Here is a 16,056-nt window from a genome sequence, read left to right as displayed (position 1 = left end):
TCATGACCACGGCCATCACCTGAGCGAGCAACGTCGGAGCTCGGCCGGCGCGGGGACTCGCGTCCGGAGGCGAGAACTACGGCCGACGGCGTCGTGCGTACCCTCGATGATCCACAGGGGGTGAGACCGACGCGGCGCGCTGCTCGTCATCCGACGCAGCAGCCTTGTCACCGGGCCTTTCGTCCTGTTGGCTTGCGGCGGAGTTTCGAGTGGCAGCTCAAAGGCGAGGCGTACGAGTGACAGTTCGGGGCGGCATGCGCGCGGATGCGCAGTACGGTTTGCTCACCAGCATCGCCGGCGAGGCGGGAGTGTCGCTCAGCACCGTGTCGAAGGTCGTGCACCGGCGTGCCGACGTCGGAGCGGCGACCCGGGCCCGGGTCGAGGACCTGCTGGTACGCCACGGGTATGTCCGCCCGGGAGAACCTGATCCCGCGGCGTCGCGTCAGATCATCGCGGTGTTCCGTGACCTGTCGGGGCCGTACACGCTGGAAGTCGTCCGTGGAATCGTGGACGCGGCGGACGAACTGGGCCTGGACGTGGTGACCGGGACCACCGGTCACCGTTCGATCTCCCAATGGCTTGAGGAGTGCGTGGCACTCGACGCGGCGGGCCTGATCATCGTGATCTCCATGCTGGCCGAGGAAGACCAGCGCCGGATCGTCGAGCGGCGGCTTCCCGTGGTGCTGATCGACCCGCTGAGCGCACCGACCCACGACATTCCGAGCATCGGGGTGACGAACTGGAGCGGAGCCAGGGAAGCGGTGCAGCACCTGCTGGGCCTCGGGCACACCCGGATCGGCATGGTCGCGGGCCGTTCGCACTCGCTGGCCGGGGCGGCGCGGCTGCATGGCTACCGGGCCGCTCTGGAGGAGGCGGGGATCGCGTACGACCCGGCGATCGTGCGCTCGACCGACTTCGACTTCGAAGAAGGGCTGCTCGCCAGCCTGCAGATCCTGCGCTCCGCGCATCCACCCACCGCCGTCTTCGCGGCGAGTGACGCGCAGGCGCTCGGCGTCCTGGAGGCGGCCCGTCAGCACGGGTTCAGCGTTCCCGAGGACCTGGCAGTCATGTCCTTCGACGACACCCTCGTGGCGGCCATGGCCTGTCCGCCTCTGAGCGCGGTGCGCCAGCCGTTCGAGGAGCTGGGCGCCGAGGCCACCAGGGTGCTCGTGCAACTTGCGGGGGGCCGACCGCCCGCGTCGTCCCGGATCGAGTTGGCTACGGAACTCGTACTGCGTACCTCGACATCGGTGCGCAGCCGAGCCGACACCCAGTGAGCGACCCCCAGGCGCACGCCGTGCACCGTTGCGGTTGCTCCGAGGGCGGGCGTCCCGCGTCCGCCCGCCCCTGATGCCTCAGGCCAGTGGGACGGTCACCGTGGTGGGGACGTTCGGCAGCAGGTGTACGGTCTGTCGCTGGTCCGAGCCGTCACGGCACACGAGGACGATGTCCCGCTCAAGTGGCGAGGTGAGAACCACCTTCGCGAGGCCCTCGGACACATCCCACGTCAGCTCGTCGACGCCGACCCCGGCGCGCGTGGCGATGCCGCGCAGGCTGCCGGACCGCCACTCCGGGGGCCGGGCCGGCAGGAGTTCCACGGTCCCAGGCTGGGAGTCGAGGAGCATCTCCACGACCACGGCCGGCAGACAGTGGGCGGCGTCCGCGTTGTAGATCTCCAGATCGGGGTTGTGCGAGGTCATCAGCGACCGGAAGACCATGTTGTGGCCCACGATCTTGAGGACGTTCTCCTTCGCCGTCCCGCTGTCCTTCAGACGTGCGGCGACCAGGGCGCGGTGCAGGCTGCCGTGCGCGGAGAGGTTCTCGTCACCCCGTCGCAGCAGGGCTTCGCGAGCGGCGGCGGCCAGGTCGGGGGTGTCGTCCGGGGTGATGTCGTGCAGCGGCCACACCGGGTAGAGGTGGCTGATGTGCCGGTGCGCGTCGGCGGTCTCCAGTCCCGGCCACGCCCACTCGGCGAGCGCCCCCTGCCCGTCGACGCGGTAGGGCGGCAGCCGCTCCGCCAGCGCGCGCCAGCGGCCGATCGCGGCCTGCTCGATGCCGAGGCGGGTGCAGACGTCGGCAGCGGTGGTGAGGGCGTGCCGGGCCGCGGCCAGGTCCATGGTGGCGTTCACCCCGGACATCCCACGCCCGTCGCGAGGGCCGACCTCGGGGGAGTAGGAGGGGACCAGGACGACGTGTCCGTCTTCATCCTCGCGGGTGAGGAAGTCCTCGAAGAAGACGGCGGCCTCGACGAGCCAGGGGGCGAGGGTGCGGGCGAGGAAGTCGTCGTCGCCGGTCGCCTGCCAGTACTCGTACAGCGGGAACAGCAGCCAGTCCGCGCCGGCAAGCCACATGGTCCAGGGCCAGTCGTCGTTCAGGTGGAAGAGCAGCCCGTGTTCGCCGTCCGTCCGGCTGGGGGCCAGGATCCCTCGGGTGCCGTAGATCGTGCGGGCGTTGGTGCGCCAGTCGTCGATCTGACCCTCGATCAAGGCGGTGTACGGCGCGATGAGTTCGGGCATGCCGGTGAGGACCGCCCCGGCCATCTGGAGGTTGATGTTGGCGTCGGTGGTGTAGTCGCCGGACCAGGCGGCGCCCCATTCGCCGAGCCACAGGCCGGTGAGCCGGGGCGGCAGCACCCCGCTGGAGCTGAGCAGCAGGTAGCGGCCGGAGTGGAACAGCGCCTCGATCAGCGCGCCGTCCAGCGTCTTGGTGTCGGCACGGGCGATCAGCTCGCCCACGGGGAGGCCGCGGTCGCTGTCGGGCAAACCCAGGTCCAGTTCGGCGCGGCCGTAGAGTTCGCCGTGGACGGGCGCATGCCGGGAGAGCAACTCGTCGTATTCGGCGGGCAGTTCAGCCAGGACCGCGCGGAGCGCGTCGATACGGGGGAGGGGCGCCGACCGGTCCATCCGGGTCAGCAGAACGACGCGCGTCGCTCCTTCGACACGGACCGTGTCCCCTTCCGCGGCGACCCGGCCGCCCGTGACGACGGCCCGGGTCACGCCGGTGAAACCCGCCGCGCCGGGACCGGGCGGATACTCGCCCACGACGGCGAGTGACGCCTCGCCGTCCCCGGTGGCCTCGGCGGACGTCGTGAAGGTGACCTCGGCGGGGCGGCCGGACAGCTCTCCGGACAGCCGTATGGCCAGGTCGAGCCGCGGACCGGTGATCTCGACGACCGCGACGGCGTCGGTGCGCGACACGAACGCACGCCGTACCCACTCCCGTTCCCCGTCGGACCAGGTGACCCGCACCTCGCCCGTGGCGAAGTCGGTGACCCGGCGGTAGTCCTCGACCGGGCCGTCCCCGGCCCTTGTGTCCACATGAAGCATGTGTCCCGGATGGAAGGACTGTGTCCAGGCCATCCCCCTGCCGTCGGAGAACTCGCGCTGTGCCTGCTCCCGTTCCCCGGCGAGGGCCAGGTCGCGGACCCGTTCGAGACGGTCGGCGACGGCCGGCGGCCGCATCTCGAGGGACTCGTTGGGCAGCACGTAACGGTGGTGGTTGTGAACGATCCGCTCCCGGTGGGGATGCCCGAACACCATGATTCCGTACTCGCCGTTGCCGGAGAGGAAAGCGTCCTCCCAGCGGTCGGCGGGCTGTGTGTCGTAGATGCTGTGCACCGGCATTCCCGGCCTCCCGGACGTGACGTGCCTGAGCGGCTCGAACAGGCTGCCGGGGAGCCTACAAGAGGCGGCCGATCGGGTTGCGAAAGACTTTCGCGACCCTTGAGTACTCGCGTTTCCGCAGGTGTACCGGGCTTTCGGCGCTCTGCCCCGGCCTGCCGTGATCGAACCGGCGTGTACGTTCACTCAGCACGCGCTCAGAACAGGCCAACGGACGCGCAGGGGAGGTCCACACCGCAGTGACGGGCCCAACCAGTTCGCGCCGGAACGCCCAGTACGGGCTTCTCGCCTCGATAGCCGACGAGGTCGGCGTCTCGCCGGCGACCGTGTCCAAGGTCGTCCACAGGCGGCGTGACGTGTCCGAGGTGACACGCGCCCGCATCGAGGCGCTGCTGACCGAACGGGGCTTTGTCCGTACGTGGGAGACCGAAGCCCGTCGGCGACGGCAGATCCTCGCGGTGTTCCGGGACCTGGCGGGACCGTACACCCTGGAAGTGGTCCGCGGCATCGTGGAGTCGGCGGCCCAGATCGGCGTCCACACGACCGTCGGCACGACGAGTCGGCGCTCGATCGCACAGTGGCTGGAGGAGTGTCAGAAGCTGGACGCCCTCGGGGTCGTCATCGTCATCTCCACTCTCGTCGAGCGGGACGAGCGCCGGATCCTGGAGCAGCGAATTCCGGTGGTGCTCGTCGACCCCCTGAACGCACCGTCCGCGGACATCCCCAGTGTCGGGGTGGCGAACTGGCACGGCGCGACGACCGCCGTTCAGCACCTGATCGACCTCGGGCACCGCCGCATCGGCATGCTGGCCGGCCGGTCGCACTCCCTGGCCGGGTCCGCACGCCTGCACGGCTACCGGGCCGCCCTGACGGAGGCCGGGATCCCTTACGACGCCACGCTCGTGCGCTCGACGGACTTCGACTACGGCGAGGCACTGCGCGCCGCCCGCAGTGTGCTGGGGCGGGACGAGAGGCCGACCGCTCTCTTCGCCGCCAGTGACGTCCAGGCGCTCGGCGCCCTGGAGGCCGCCCGGCAACTGGGCATCGCCGTACCGCGCCAACTATCGGTGATGTCCTTCGACGACACCCTCGTGGCCGGCATGGCCTCGCCGCCGCTGAGTGCGGTGAGGCAGCCGTTCAGGGAACTGGGCCAGGAGGCCACACGTGTCCTGCTGAACCTCGCCGAGGGCCGACCTCCCGCCACGACGCGCAGGGAACTCGCGACCGAACTGGTCGTGCGCATGTCCACAGCGCCGCCCGAAACCGGGAAATAGGGACGAAGCCGAGCCGGTTCCGCAAGCCCTCGGACTGCGAAAGTCTTTCGGAAGTGATTTCGCTCCGATATTGCCGCGGCCGAATTCCGCCGCTTAACGTGACCGACGCCAGCTCAACCGCAGGAGCAACGGAACCGCAACACTTGCGCAACAGCGCCTGACGGTCATGGCCATCGACCCAGATCCCTCAGTGCGGGCAGGCCCGGGACGGCCTGCCGGGTGCAGCGCACCCGCGAAGGGGATCCTGCCGACTCGAAAGGTGTTCAACGATGAACAGTGTGTCCCGGAGATGGTTCCTCACCGCTACGGCGGCGACCACGCTGAGCGTCACCGTGGCCGGCTGTGGTTCGTCCGGCAGCTCCACGTCCTCGCCCACGGGCAACGTCGACTTCTGGACGCTGCAGGACCCGACCAACTCGGTCCAGAAGGCCGCGGTGGACACGTTCAACTCCGCCGGCAAGGGCAAGGTCAGCATGACCGTGATCGCCACCGACGGGTACAAGGACAAGCTGCGGACCGCGATGGGCTCCGCCAAGATGCCCGGGGTGTTCTTCAGCTGGGGCGGCGGCAGCCTGAACGACTACGTCACGGCCGGCAAGCTGGTCACGCTGGACACGGCCCTGGAGTCGCACTTCCTGCCATCGGCCCTGGCCGCGGGCAAGGTCGGCGGCAAGCTGGTCGGCATCCCGTGTCGGGGCACCCAGCCGGTGTTCCTCTTCTACAACAAGAAGGTCTTCGCCGACGCCGGCGTTCAGCCGCCGACGACCTACGCCGAGCTGCAGAACCTGGTCAAGGTCTTCAAGGGCAAGGGGATCACGCCCTTCGCGCTCGCCGGCAACGCCAGCTCCTCGTGGACCGAGCTGATGTGGGTCGAGTACCTCGTCGACCGCCTCGCGGGGCCGAAGCTGTTCGACAAGATCCAGGGCGGCGACTGGTCGCAGTGGAAGGACCCCACCATCCTCAAGACCGCGCAGATGATCAAGGAGCTGGTGGACACCGGCGCGTTCGGCAAGAAGTTCGGATCGGTCAACTACGGCGCCGGCGGCACCTCCACGCTGCTCAACAAGGGCAAGGCGGCGATGGTGCTGATGGGCTCGTGGGAGTACGCGACCCAGCTGGCCGAGGCCCCCGACTTCGCGAAGAACGGCCTGGGATACGTGCCCTTCCCCTCTGTGGAGGGGGGCAAGGGCGATGCCGGCAACGTGGTCGGCAACCCCACGAACTATCTCTCGGTGACCAGCTCCGCCGCCAAGCAGACCGCGACGGACTTCCTGCAGACCACCTACAGCGACAGCTATGTGCAAGGCCTGGTCGAGAAGGGTGAGGTGCCGGTCACCTCCAACGCCGCGCAGTACCTCACCAAGGCGGCCGACCCGGCGTACGCAAAGTTCCAGTACGACCTGGTGCAGAAGGCACCCTCCTTCACCCAGTCCTGGGACCAGGCGCTCGGCCTCACCCTCGGCACGCCGCTGCTGACCGAGATCCAGAAACTGTTCAATGGGCAGAGCTCGCCGGAGCAGTTCGTCAGCGCGGTTCTGGCGATCAAGAAGTAGGAAGGCGCGTCCACGTGGTCTCCGCAACGACTTCACGGCCCCTGCGCAAGCAGCGGGTGCGTGACCGGGCCGCTCCGCCCACCCTGGAGCGGCCCGGCGTGGCCTGGGCGGTTCCCGGGCTGCTGTTCTTCCTCGTCTTCGCCGTCGCCCCGATGGTGGGCGTGCTCTACCTCTCCTTCACGCACTGGGACGGCCTGAACCCACCGCAGTTCACGGGCACGGCGAACTGGTCGCGGTTCTTCGGCGACAGCCAGGTCTGGCAGTCCACCACGGTCACGGGGGTCCTGCTGATCGGGAACATCGTGGTACAGGCGCCGGTCAGCATCCTGCTGGGCGTCTGGGCGGCCGGTCACCAGCGCAACCGGGCGATCCTGTCGGCGGTGTTCTTCCTGCCGCTGCTGCTGTCCACAGCGGCCACGGCCATCATGTGGCGCCAGCTGCTGGACCCGAACTTCGGCCTGCCGGCCAAGTTCGAGTGGCTGTTCGGAAGTAATCCGATGGGCACCCAGCAGGGCGCGATCGCCTGCCTGGTGCTCGTGACCACCTGGCAGTTCGTCCCCTTCCACAGCCTGCTCTACCAGGGTGCCGCCCGGGCCATCCCGCACACGCTCTATCAGGCGGCCTCGATCGACGGCGCGGGGCGGGTCAGGCAGTTCGTCCACATCACGCTGCCGCAACTGCGCAACACGATGATCACCTCGACCATCTTCATGGTCGTCGGCGGCCTCACCGCCTTCGACATCGTCCTGCTGCTGACCAACGGCGGCCCCGGCACCGACACGGCGATCCTGCCGTTCTCCATGTACCAGACGGCCTTCCGGACATACGACTACGGCTACGCGAGCGCCATCGCCAGCTTCCTGCTGGTGCTCGCCACCGCCGCCTCCGTCATCCTCACGAAGCTCAGCGGGTACGACAAGATGACGAGCACGATGGAGGGGCTGTGAGGACGCGCCCGAACTACCTCGCCGGCGCCGCCGCCCTCGTCTGGCTGGTGATCATCGGCGTCCCGCTGTACGCGCTGGTGAACACGGCGGTGCAGCCGCAGACGAAGTACACCGACAAGGGTCCCGTCTCGATCCCCGACACCGTGACCCTGGACAACTTCCGCACGGTCGTGGACAGCGGCTTCCTGCAGTACATCTGGAACACCGTCGTCGTCGCGGTGGCCACGGTCGCCATCGTGCTGGCGCTCGCGGTCCCGATCAGCTATGCCGTGGTGCGTGGGCGGGGCTGGCTGACCAAGGGTGTGTTCCGCCTGTTCCTCCTGGGCCTGGCGATCCCCTCCCAGGCGGTGATCATCCCGCTGTTCCTGATCATCAACAACCTCGGCCTCTACGACACCCTGTGGGGCATCATCCTGCCCACCGCCGCGTTCGCGCTGCCGGTGAGCGTGCTGGTCCTCAGCGGCGGGATGCGGGACATCTCCAACGAGCTGTACGAGGCGATGGCACTGGACGGCGCGAGCCCGGCACGGACCCTGCTGACGCTGGTCGTCCCGATGTCGAAGTCGGCCATCGCGACCACGTGCGTCTTCACGGCCCTCCAAGCGTGGAACGGCTTCCTGTTCCCGCTGATCATGACCCAGTCGAACGACAAGAAGCTGGTGACGCTGGGCCTGTACAACTTCGTCTCCCAGTACGCGGCGAACGTGCCGGCCCTGTTGGCCGCGGTGCTGATGTCAGCGGTCCCCATCCTCGTCGTCTACCTCTTCGCCCGCCGCGCCCTCGTCGCGGGTCTGATGGGAGCCGGCGGCAAGTAACGGTGCCGCGTCCCACCGGATTCGCCGAAGCGGGACGCCACCCAGTTCGGGCCCGGACGCCGAAAGGCGCCGACTCCCCCGTGCGACGCAGTCCGGCGTGACTGCCTCCCCATGAACGCCGGACCGGCGCCCGGGCCCCTCCCTTCCCGGTCGGCGGTGCCTCCTCGACCTCTTGGACCACTCGCGCGCTCTCGCGCACCCCCCCGCAACAGAACGGATGAGACCTTGACGATCAGCGACGAGCGCCCGACGACCGGGCTGTGGAACGATCCCGCCCTGCCGGCGTCCGTTCGCGCGCAAGCCCTCCTCGACACCATGACCAGGGCCGAGAAGGTCGCACAGCTCGGCAGCACCTGGCCCGGCCACGACGAGTCCGGCGACGTGGCCCCGATGCAGGACACCTTCCGCGGCGCCGAGAGCTTCGAAGAAGCCATCGTCGACGGCCTCGGACATCTGACCCGGGTGTTCGGGACGGCGCCGGTCGACCCGGAGACGGGCCGCAAGCGCCTCGCGGAGTTCCAGGAGCGGGTGACGGCGGCGAACCGCTTCGGCATCCCGGCCATCGCCCACGAGGAGTGCCTTACCGGGTTCACCGCCTGGCAGGCCACGGTCTACCCCACACCGCTCGCCTGGGCAGCCACCTTCAACCCCGCCCTCGTCCACCGTATGGCCGCGGCCATCGGCTCGGACATGGCGGCCGTCGGCATCCACCAGGGACTGTCACCCGTCGTGGACGTCGTACGCGACTACCGCTGGGGCCGGGTCGAGGAGACCCTCGGCGAGGACCCCTACCTCGTGTCCGAACTCGGCCTGTCCTACGTGCAGGGGCTGCAGTCGGCCGGCGTCGTCGCCACGCTGAAGCACTTCGCCGGCTACTCCGCATCGAGGGCCGCCCGCAACCACGCCCCCGCCGCCGTCGGTCCCCGAGAACTCGCCGACCTGATCCTCGTGCCGTTCGAGAAGGCCGTGGTCAAGGGCCGGGTCGGCTCGGTCATGAACGCCTACAACGACATAGACGGCGTGCCCTGTGGCGCCAGCGAGGAACTCCTGACCCTGCTGCTGCGCGAGAGCTGGGGATTCGAGGGCACGGTGGTGTCCGACTACTGGGCGATCGCGTTCCTCGCCTCCCTGCACCACGTGGCGGCCGACATCCCGGGCGCGGCACGCGCCGCGCTCCGGGCCGGAATCGACGTCGAACTGCCCCACACCACCGCATACGGGGAGCCGCTCCTGGACGAGGGCATGCCAGCGGATCTCGTCGACCGCGCCGTACTGCGGGTCCTGACCCAGAAGGCCGAACTCGGCCTGCTCGATCCTGACTGGAATCCCGGGCAGTACACCGCTCCCGCGGACTTCGACTCGGCCCGAAACCGGTCCGTCGCCCGCGAGTTGGCCGAGGAGTCCGTCGTCCTGCTCGACAACCCCTCGGACCTGCTGCCGCTCGCCGGCGCGCGCTCCGTCGCCGTCATCGGTCCCGCGGCCGACGACGTCCGGTGCCTGTTCGGCTGCTACTCGTTCCCCAACCACGTACTGCCCCACCACCCCGACACCCCCTTGGGCGTCGAAGCGCCCACGGTGCTCGACGCCTTCCGGCGCGAGTTCCCCGACGCCGAGGTCCGCCACGAGACCGGTTGCCAGGTCATAGGGGACGACCGCAGCGGCATCGCTGCCGCGGTGGCTGCCGCTGCCGCGGCCGACGTGACGGTCCTCGTCGTGGGTGACCGCTCCGGGATGTTCGGACACGGTTCCTCCGGCGAGGGCTGCGACGTCAGCGTGCTGACACTCCCTGGAGTCCAGGACGAACTGGTGGAGGCCGTCCTCGACGCGGCGAACCAAGTCGTCCTCGTCGTCCTTTCGGGCCGTCCGTACGCCATCGGCCGGCACGCGCGGCGGGCGGGCGCCACCGTCCAGGCGTTCTTCCCCGGCGAGGAAGGGGCGGCGGCGATCGCGGGTGTCCTCTCGGGCCGGATCAACCCCTCAGGGCGCCTTCCGGTCCAGATCCCGGGCGACGAGGCGGGCCAGCCGGGCACCTACCTGGCGCCTCCGCTCGCGCTCAAGAGCGACGGCGTGAGCAACATCGACCCCACACCCGCGTTCCCGTTCGGGCACGGTCTGTCGTACACGACCTTCGAGGTTGAGAGCGCGTCCGTCGACGAAGCTGTGGTGTCCGTCGACGCGACGATCACGTTGCGGGCCAGGGTCTCCAACACCGGTGAGCGCGCGGGCACTTGTGTCCCCCAGCTCTACCTCACCGACCCGGTCGCCTCGGTCACCCGCCCGGTCCGCCAGCTCATCGCGTTCACCCGCGTCGACCTCGCCGCCGGTGAGACCCGTGTCGTCGAGTTCGAGGTCCACACGGACATGGCCGGCTTCACCGGGAGAGACCTTCGCCGATGCGTCGAACCCGGTGACCTCACGCTCACCGTCGCCCGGTCGGCTGGCGACCGAGGCGTTCCCGTCCAGGTGACCCTGCAAGGAGACGAGCGCATTGTCGACAGCACCCGCACCATGACCACGCCCGTCAGGGTGCTCCCTGGCTGACCGCCGCGGCCGAGGTCGAAGGGAAGCCGGATCCGGACGCCGCGCAGGACCTCGTCGGCGAACGCGTCGACGGGGCCGGTGACTTCGACCTCGCCGCAATGTCCGCGCAGGATCCGAATCGGCTGGGTGCCGGGTGTCACCGTGACCGCCCGACGCCGGGCAGGTGACCGGCGGGTGCGTACGCGGGTGGGTTCGGCCGTACAGACGGTGCAGAGGCGGCGGGAGTCGGGCCGCTCTGGGGTGAGGAGCGGGCGGCTGCCCGGGCGAGACGGCTGCGCCGTTCGTACATCTTCTGGTCCCGGAGCGGGCGGGGTGGAGCAGAGGGGCTCAAGGGCGGCGTCGGCATGGATGCGGTGGCTGAGACTGCGCAGGTCGTGGACGGCTTGGCGGGTGCGGCACTGTCCGTCGCGTTCTGGCTCGGTGAGCCGGTACCGGCCCGAGGCGCCGGGGAGCGGCTTGAACTGCTCGCCGGTGAGGAACCCGTCGGCCAGGTAGGAGGGAATCTGCGGGCCGCCTTCGGCGACGTAGCCGTGCTCCGGATGGGCAGTGAAGCGGAAGCGGTCGGGCAGAGAGAGGGCCTTTCTGCTGGTCAGCGGTGCACGGACGGAGAGGGCGGCGACAGGACGGGCCGCGTGGCGGGAGTAGGTGCCACGTCACCCGCAGCGGTGGGACCGCCGGGTCGGCGGGGCGGGCTGTCGGGATCACGCAGGGCCAGGTGGCCCGGCTAGCCGACGTCAGCCGCTACTGGTACGGCGGTCTGGAGGCTGGGCGCCCCGGTATCTACAGCGACGCGTTTCTTCACGCTGTGCGGTGGGTCCTCGATCTGCGTGACGAGGAATGGGAGATCGTGTAGCGCGTCACCCGCGGCCATGCCCCCGCTGCGGCCCCCGTGAGTCAACTCGGCCCGCTGCTCCCCGACGCGTTCCGTGTCTTCGTCGAGGAGAGCCGTACCTGGGCGGTCTACCTCAATGATCGCCGTTGGGATGTCCTGGCCTACAACGCCAAAACCGTGGAGTACTTCCCGTGGATGCGGTACGGCTTCAACGTCATGGAACGGGCTCTCACCTGGCTTGAGGCGTGCACGCAACTCGTTGATTGGGAAGAGGAGTGGGCCATGCCCATGCTGGCCCAGCTGCGCGTGCACGCCGCACAAGTTGCGCACCGACGAACCGATGCGGTGCAGCAGCAGATCGAGCCCGGCCAGGGTGTAGTCGACGCCGAATCGGCGGCGCACGGTCTCGGTGATCCTCGCCAGCGTCCAGCAGTGGTCGCTCCAACCGCATGCGGCCGGGCCGGCTTCCAACGCTGCTTCCAGAGCACGCAGTTGACCAGTGTCGAACCTGCAGCGTGTGCCGCCAGGGCCCTTGGAGACCAGGGCCTGCCGGCCGCCCGAAGCCAGGGCCCGGCGCCAGTGGTTCGCCGACATCTGGGTCACCCTGAACCGCCGGGCCACCTCCCGATCACTGGTCCCCACCTCGATCAAGTCAGCTGCCCCGAGCCGGACTTGCTCACGCCGACCCCACTCCTCGGCCGTCAGACCATCGCCAAACCTCATCCCTCCGGCACAGCGCGGCCCACACCAACCGTCACGACCTGACGTAGCCCGCACCGTTAAAGATCTCTAGCCTGAATTCCACAAATCGTCAAATTGCGAAAACCTTTCGCGATCGACACACTCCGACTGTTGCCGCGGCTAAATATCGATGTTTAGCCTGGAGTTGGCTGGCTTGGCCTCGGCTGCGATGACGTGGGCGGTTCGCGAGTCCCCCGGCAAGTCGAGCCATCACCCTCTCCCACAGCAATGCCCAGCAGGCCCTGAAGGGCCTGCTGGGTGAAGTGCGTCCCTATGCGGGTGCTGCCGAATCGGAAGGTGTTCAATGAACAGAGGCTCCCGAAGATGGTTCCTCACCGCCGCTGCTGCCGCGACTGGTGGCCTCTCCGTGGCTGGTTGCGGTTCGTTCGCCGACGATGCGTCTAACGGAATTGGATCTACGGATTTCTGGACGCTACAGGATCCTACGAACTCGGTCCAACAGGCGGCAGTGGATGCGTTCAACTCTGCAGGCCATGGAAAGATATCGATGTCCGTGATCGCCGCAAGCAAGTACAAGGAAAAATTGCGGAGATCCATGGGATCTTCGAAGATGCCGGGGTTGTTTTTCAGTTGGGGTGGCGGCGACCTTGCCTATTATGATAAGGCTGGAAAGCTGGAGGGGCTTGATAATTTCTTGGAAGTCTACTTCCTGTCTTCTGCGCTCGAAGCCGGCAAGGTCGGTGACAAGCTTATTGGACTGCCTTGCCGCGGTGCTCAGCCAGTTTTTCTCTTCTACAACAAGAAGGTCTTCGCTGATGCGGCTGTGGAGCCGCCGAAGACCTACGCCAACCTGACGGACTTGGTGACGGTATTCAAGGGAAAGGGAGTAATACCTATTGCGCTCGCGGGTAATTCCAGCTCCTTGTGGACCGAGCTGATGTGGGTGGAGTACCTCGTTGAACGCCTAGCGAGGCCCTGGTTCTTCCAAGATATCCAGGACGGCCAGTGGTGGCTGTGGAGCGACCCCGCGGTTCTCAAAGCTGCGCAGATGATTCGGGACTTGGTGGACAGTGGAGCGTTCGGAAAAAATTTCAGCTCGATCAATTACGGCGCTGGCGGCACCTCCACCATGCTGTCGAAGGGGGAGGCGGCGATGGTCCTCATGGGTTCGTGGGAATATGCTGTCCAGCAGGGCCAGGATCCGGACTTCACCAAGAATGATCTCGGTTATGTTCCCTTCCCCACGGTCGAGGGTGGAAAGGGGGACCCGAACAATATCGTCGGAAACCCCACCAATTACATCTCCGTGACCAAAGGTGCACCGGAGGAAACCGCCGCAGCGTTCCTCAAGACTACCTACAGCGACAGCTACGTCGAGGGACTGATAAAGAAAGGCGAGGTGCCAGTCACGACCAACGCTGAGAAATTGTTGGCCAAATCTCCTGACCCGGTGTACGCGAAATTCCAGTATGATCTTGTTCAGAACGCAACGACCTTCACGCAGTCCTGGGATCAAGCGCTCGACCTCAGGCTGGGGACCCCAATTCTTGCCGAAGTTCAGAAGTTGTTCAGCGGGCAGAGCGCACCCAATCAGTTTGTCCGTGCAGTTCTGAATCTGAAAAAATAGGCATACGTTTCCCCTCGGTACTACCGTTGAACTTCTGTATTTCTTCATGGTCAACGGACTGGCAGTGAACCTCTTTCATCCTGTGCTGTGGAGGTGAAATGGGCTGGTCAGGGGGGATGACGAAGTCCCTCGTTGTTGGTGTAGTGATCGCACTGAGCCTCTTTCATCCTCTGTATCCGCGGATCAGGAGGGTGTGGACAGTGGCGACCGTGCGTCCGATGCGGTTGGGCGAGCATTGGGCTCGGCGAAGTAGGCGCCAGGTTTTCAGCTGCGCGAAGGTGGGTTCGCCTGGGGCGCGGAGTCGCGCGTGGTCCCGGTTGTACTGCCAGTAGGGCTCGGGCAGTTCGTGGTGGTGGTAGGGGGTGCGCCGACGCCCTGGCCGACCGCGCCCACGTTCATGCCGCGTTTCCTGCGTTTGGGAGTAGCACGGCTCGTCCGCCGCGACCCCGTCGGTGGGGATCAGAGTGCCGTCCAGGATTACGAAGTCGCCCTCGCCGCGGCCGGTCGGACCTCGCGGAGGCCGGGCGCCCAGGCGGCGAGGACGTCGACCGTCTCGTCCACGTAGCGTCAGGCCGTTGCTTCGGAGACGCCGAACCCTGCGCCGAGCTGGGCGAGCGTCTCGTTCTTGCGCAGGTGGGCAAGGGCAAGTTGTGCCTGACGGAAGCAGCTCAACTTGCGCGAGTGAGTGTGGCGTTCACACCTTCGGGCGTAGATGAGCCATGAGACGTGCTCGACCAGCTCGTGCGGGGCGTCGGGCGTGGAAGCATACGGAACCAACGCCCCCGGCTGTCGGCGTGTTGAGTGAGATCGCCACACCAACCACGAGGGGCTTTGCCACCTCACCGCCCTTGACCAGCACTGTTCACCCGACCGCTCAGGATGAAAGAGGTTCCCTACGTTGTTCTGAAGAATGCGGTGAACCCTTCGTGTGGTTCACCCACCCAGGAGTGTCGGGTGTGGTTGAAAAGTTCTGCCGCTTGTGGCTTCCAGTGATTGGCCGCCCGGCGCCCCACGACGACTCGGCTGCCAATTAGATCGTATGAAGCGTCGGTGGGTTCGACCGCAGAGAAGGACAAGACCGGTGCCCCTCGCGTAAGTTGACGTGGGCTGCCTGCCGGTGGGCGCGGTGGCGGGTAGTGCCGCATTTGCCGGGAGGCACCGGATGTTTTCCGAGCGTACTTCGGTCGGCCTGAATGTCCATGCCCGCTCCACCACGGCCTGGGCGGTGGACGGTACGATCGGTGAAATCTTCAGCGACCGCCTCGTCGCCAACACGGCGGACGTGGTGGCCTGGGTGCGTCGTCTGCCGCAGCCGGCCGCGGTCGCGTACGAGGCCGCACCGGCCGGCTTCGTTCTGGCACGCGCCCTACAGCAAGCCGGTATCCGCTGCGTGGTGGCGGCCCCCTCGAAGATGGAGCGGCCCGCCGGGGACAGGATCAAGACCGACAAGCGCGATGCCCAGGCGCTCGCGAGATTGCTTCGGCTGGACGAGCTGCCCGCGGTGCAGGATCTTCATCGGCGGCGCGAACCAGGACACCTACACCAACCTGAAGGTCACGGGCAGCGCCGGCACGTTCCTGCGGCAGGACGGCCTCCAGGTGAGCGGATCCACCACCGGAATCACCCGGGGGTACGCGGTCGTCCGGAACAACGCCAACGTCTGCTATGGCGGCGCGTACCGAAGAACACCTTCATCACGAGCGGCCGGGGCATCCTCCTGGGCAATGCCTGCTGCATGGCGACGACAGGCGACTCCGGTAGGCCCGTCTTCTTCCAGCCGGTCAACTCCGCCGGGACGGCCCCGATCGTGGGCATCGTGTCCGGCCAGACGAAGGACGCCTTGGGGAGAGCCTCGCTCGTCGTCAGCAAGTTCCAGAACATCCTTCCGATGGGGTACACCGGGGTGTACCGCTAGGCCGACGCTGACGTCTCAGGTCGACGTGGAGGAGGACCTCGACTGTTCGGCTTCGGCTGACCCCACGACGGTGCGAGCTCACCAGCACGTGGCCGAGGCCCGGAAAAGGTCCTGGCCGGTGAGCTGTGCAATCGCGCCATTGGGCCAAGGTATCGGTCTGCGTGATGCGGATCGGAGGCACGGAACTCGTGAGGTCGTAAGCCGTACCGTCCGCCTGGACTGGTATGGAG

The 16,056-nt window shown here is 67.7% G+C and carries 9 protein-coding genes and 3 pseudogenes; 9 read left to right on the top strand and 3 right to left on the bottom strand.

What is annotated here, in order from left to right; translation table 11 throughout:
* The first annotated feature begins 254 nt into the window (after positions 1 to 254).
* The gene (locus OH768_RS07850) at positions 255 to 1,277 is read left to right on the top strand and encodes a LacI family DNA-binding transcriptional regulator (RefSeq protein ID WP_406451420.1); all 1,023 of its coding nucleotides are present in this window, start codon (positions 255 to 257) and stop codon (positions 1,275 to 1,277) included.
* A 78-nt stretch (positions 1,278 to 1,355) separates the two neighbouring features.
* Here OH768_RS07850 and OH768_RS07845 read toward each other — a convergent pair whose 3' ends face one another.
* On the bottom strand, positions 1,356 to 3,623 hold the full coding sequence (locus OH768_RS07845) for a glycosyl hydrolase family 95 catalytic domain-containing protein (RefSeq protein ID WP_406451418.1): 2,268 nt from the start codon (positions 3,621 to 3,623) through the stop codon (positions 1,356 to 1,358).
* 236 nt (positions 3,624 to 3,859) lie between these two features.
* Between OH768_RS07845 and OH768_RS07840 the strand changes: the two genes are divergently transcribed.
* From OH768_RS07840 to OH768_RS07815, 6 genes and pseudogenes are all read left to right on the top strand, one after another.
* The gene (locus OH768_RS07840; protein ID WP_406451416.1) at positions 3,860 to 4,894 is read left to right on the top strand and encodes a LacI family DNA-binding transcriptional regulator; all 1,035 of its coding nucleotides are present in this window, start codon (positions 3,860 to 3,862) and stop codon (positions 4,892 to 4,894) included.
* Positions 4,895 to 5,163: 269 nt separating this feature from the next.
* Complete coding sequence (locus tag OH768_RS07835) at positions 5,164 to 6,447, top strand: ABC transporter substrate-binding protein (RefSeq protein ID WP_406451414.1); 1,284 nt, start codon at positions 5,164 to 5,166, stop codon at positions 6,445 to 6,447.
* Between the two features lie 14 nt (positions 6,448 to 6,461).
* Positions 6,462 to 7,394, top strand: a complete 933-nt coding sequence (locus OH768_RS07830; protein ID WP_406451412.1) for a carbohydrate ABC transporter permease — start codon at positions 6,462 to 6,464, stop codon at positions 7,392 to 7,394.
* Positions 7,391 to 8,209, top strand: coding sequence for a carbohydrate ABC transporter permease (locus tag OH768_RS07825; protein WP_317879891.1), 819 nt, complete (start codon positions 7,391 to 7,393; stop codon positions 8,207 to 8,209). The genes OH768_RS07830 and OH768_RS07825 overlap by 4 nt, the downstream gene beginning before the upstream one ends.
* A gap of 225 nt (positions 8,210 to 8,434) precedes the next feature.
* Positions 8,435 to 10,750 carry a beta-glucosidase gene (locus OH768_RS07820; protein WP_406451409.1) on the top strand — a complete coding sequence of 772 codons (2,316 nt, stop codon included), beginning with the start codon at positions 8,435 to 8,437 and terminating at the stop codon, positions 10,748 to 10,750.
* An 889-nt stretch (positions 10,751 to 11,639) separates the two neighbouring features.
* Positions 11,640 to 11,951 (top strand): annotated as a pseudogene (locus tag OH768_RS07815) (XRE family transcriptional regulator); the annotation flags it as partial.
* Between the two features lie 6 nt (positions 11,952 to 11,957).
* Here the strand turns inward: OH768_RS07815 and OH768_RS07810 are convergent.
* Positions 11,958 to 12,176 (bottom strand): annotated as a pseudogene (locus tag OH768_RS07810) (transposase); the annotation flags it as partial.
* Between the two features lie 451 nt (positions 12,177 to 12,627).
* On the opposite strand from OH768_RS07810, the gene OH768_RS07805 reads away from it, so the two are divergent.
* A complete protein-coding gene (locus OH768_RS07805) occupies positions 12,628 to 13,911 on the top strand; it encodes an ABC transporter substrate-binding protein (RefSeq protein WP_406451407.1) in 1,284 nt (427 codons plus the stop codon).
* A gap of 163 nt (positions 13,912 to 14,074) precedes the next feature.
* Here the strand turns inward: OH768_RS07805 and OH768_RS07800 are convergent.
* A pseudogene (locus OH768_RS07800) lies at positions 14,075 to 14,730 on the bottom strand (transposase family protein).
* 343 nt (positions 14,731 to 15,073) lie between these two features.
* Between OH768_RS07800 and OH768_RS07795 the strand changes: the two are divergent.
* The gene (locus OH768_RS07795) at positions 15,074 to 15,826 is read left to right on the top strand and encodes a transposase (RefSeq protein WP_406451405.1); all 753 of its coding nucleotides are present in this window, start codon (positions 15,074 to 15,076) and stop codon (positions 15,824 to 15,826) included.
* Positions 15,827 to 16,056 lie beyond the last annotated feature (230 nt).

Origin of the sequence: Streptomyces sp. NBC_01622 (genome assembly GCF_045209635.1) — a bacterium.
GTDB lineage: Bacteria > Actinomycetota > Actinomycetes > Streptomycetales > Streptomycetaceae > Streptomyces.
The sequence above is the reverse complement of the archived record's forward strand: the minus strand, read 5'-3'. Positions and strand labels throughout refer to the sequence as shown.

Coding starts and splice junctions, on each gene's coding strand:
- OH768_RS07850 (WP_406451420.1), top strand. CDS start 255: ATGCGCGCGGATGCGCAGTACGGTTTGCTCACCAGCATCGCCGGCGAG.
- OH768_RS07845 (WP_406451418.1), bottom strand. CDS start 3,623: ATGCCGGTGCACAGCATCTACGACACACAGCCCGCCGACCGCTGGGAG.
- OH768_RS07835 (WP_406451414.1), top strand. CDS start 5,164: ATGAACAGTGTGTCCCGGAGATGGTTCCTCACCGCTACGGCGGCGACC.
- OH768_RS07805 (WP_406451407.1), top strand. CDS start 12,628: ATGAACAGAGGCTCCCGAAGATGGTTCCTCACCGCCGCTGCTGCCGCG.
- OH768_RS07795 (WP_406451405.1), top strand. CDS start 15,074: ATGTTTTCCGAGCGTACTTCGGTCGGCCTGAATGTCCATGCCCGCTCC.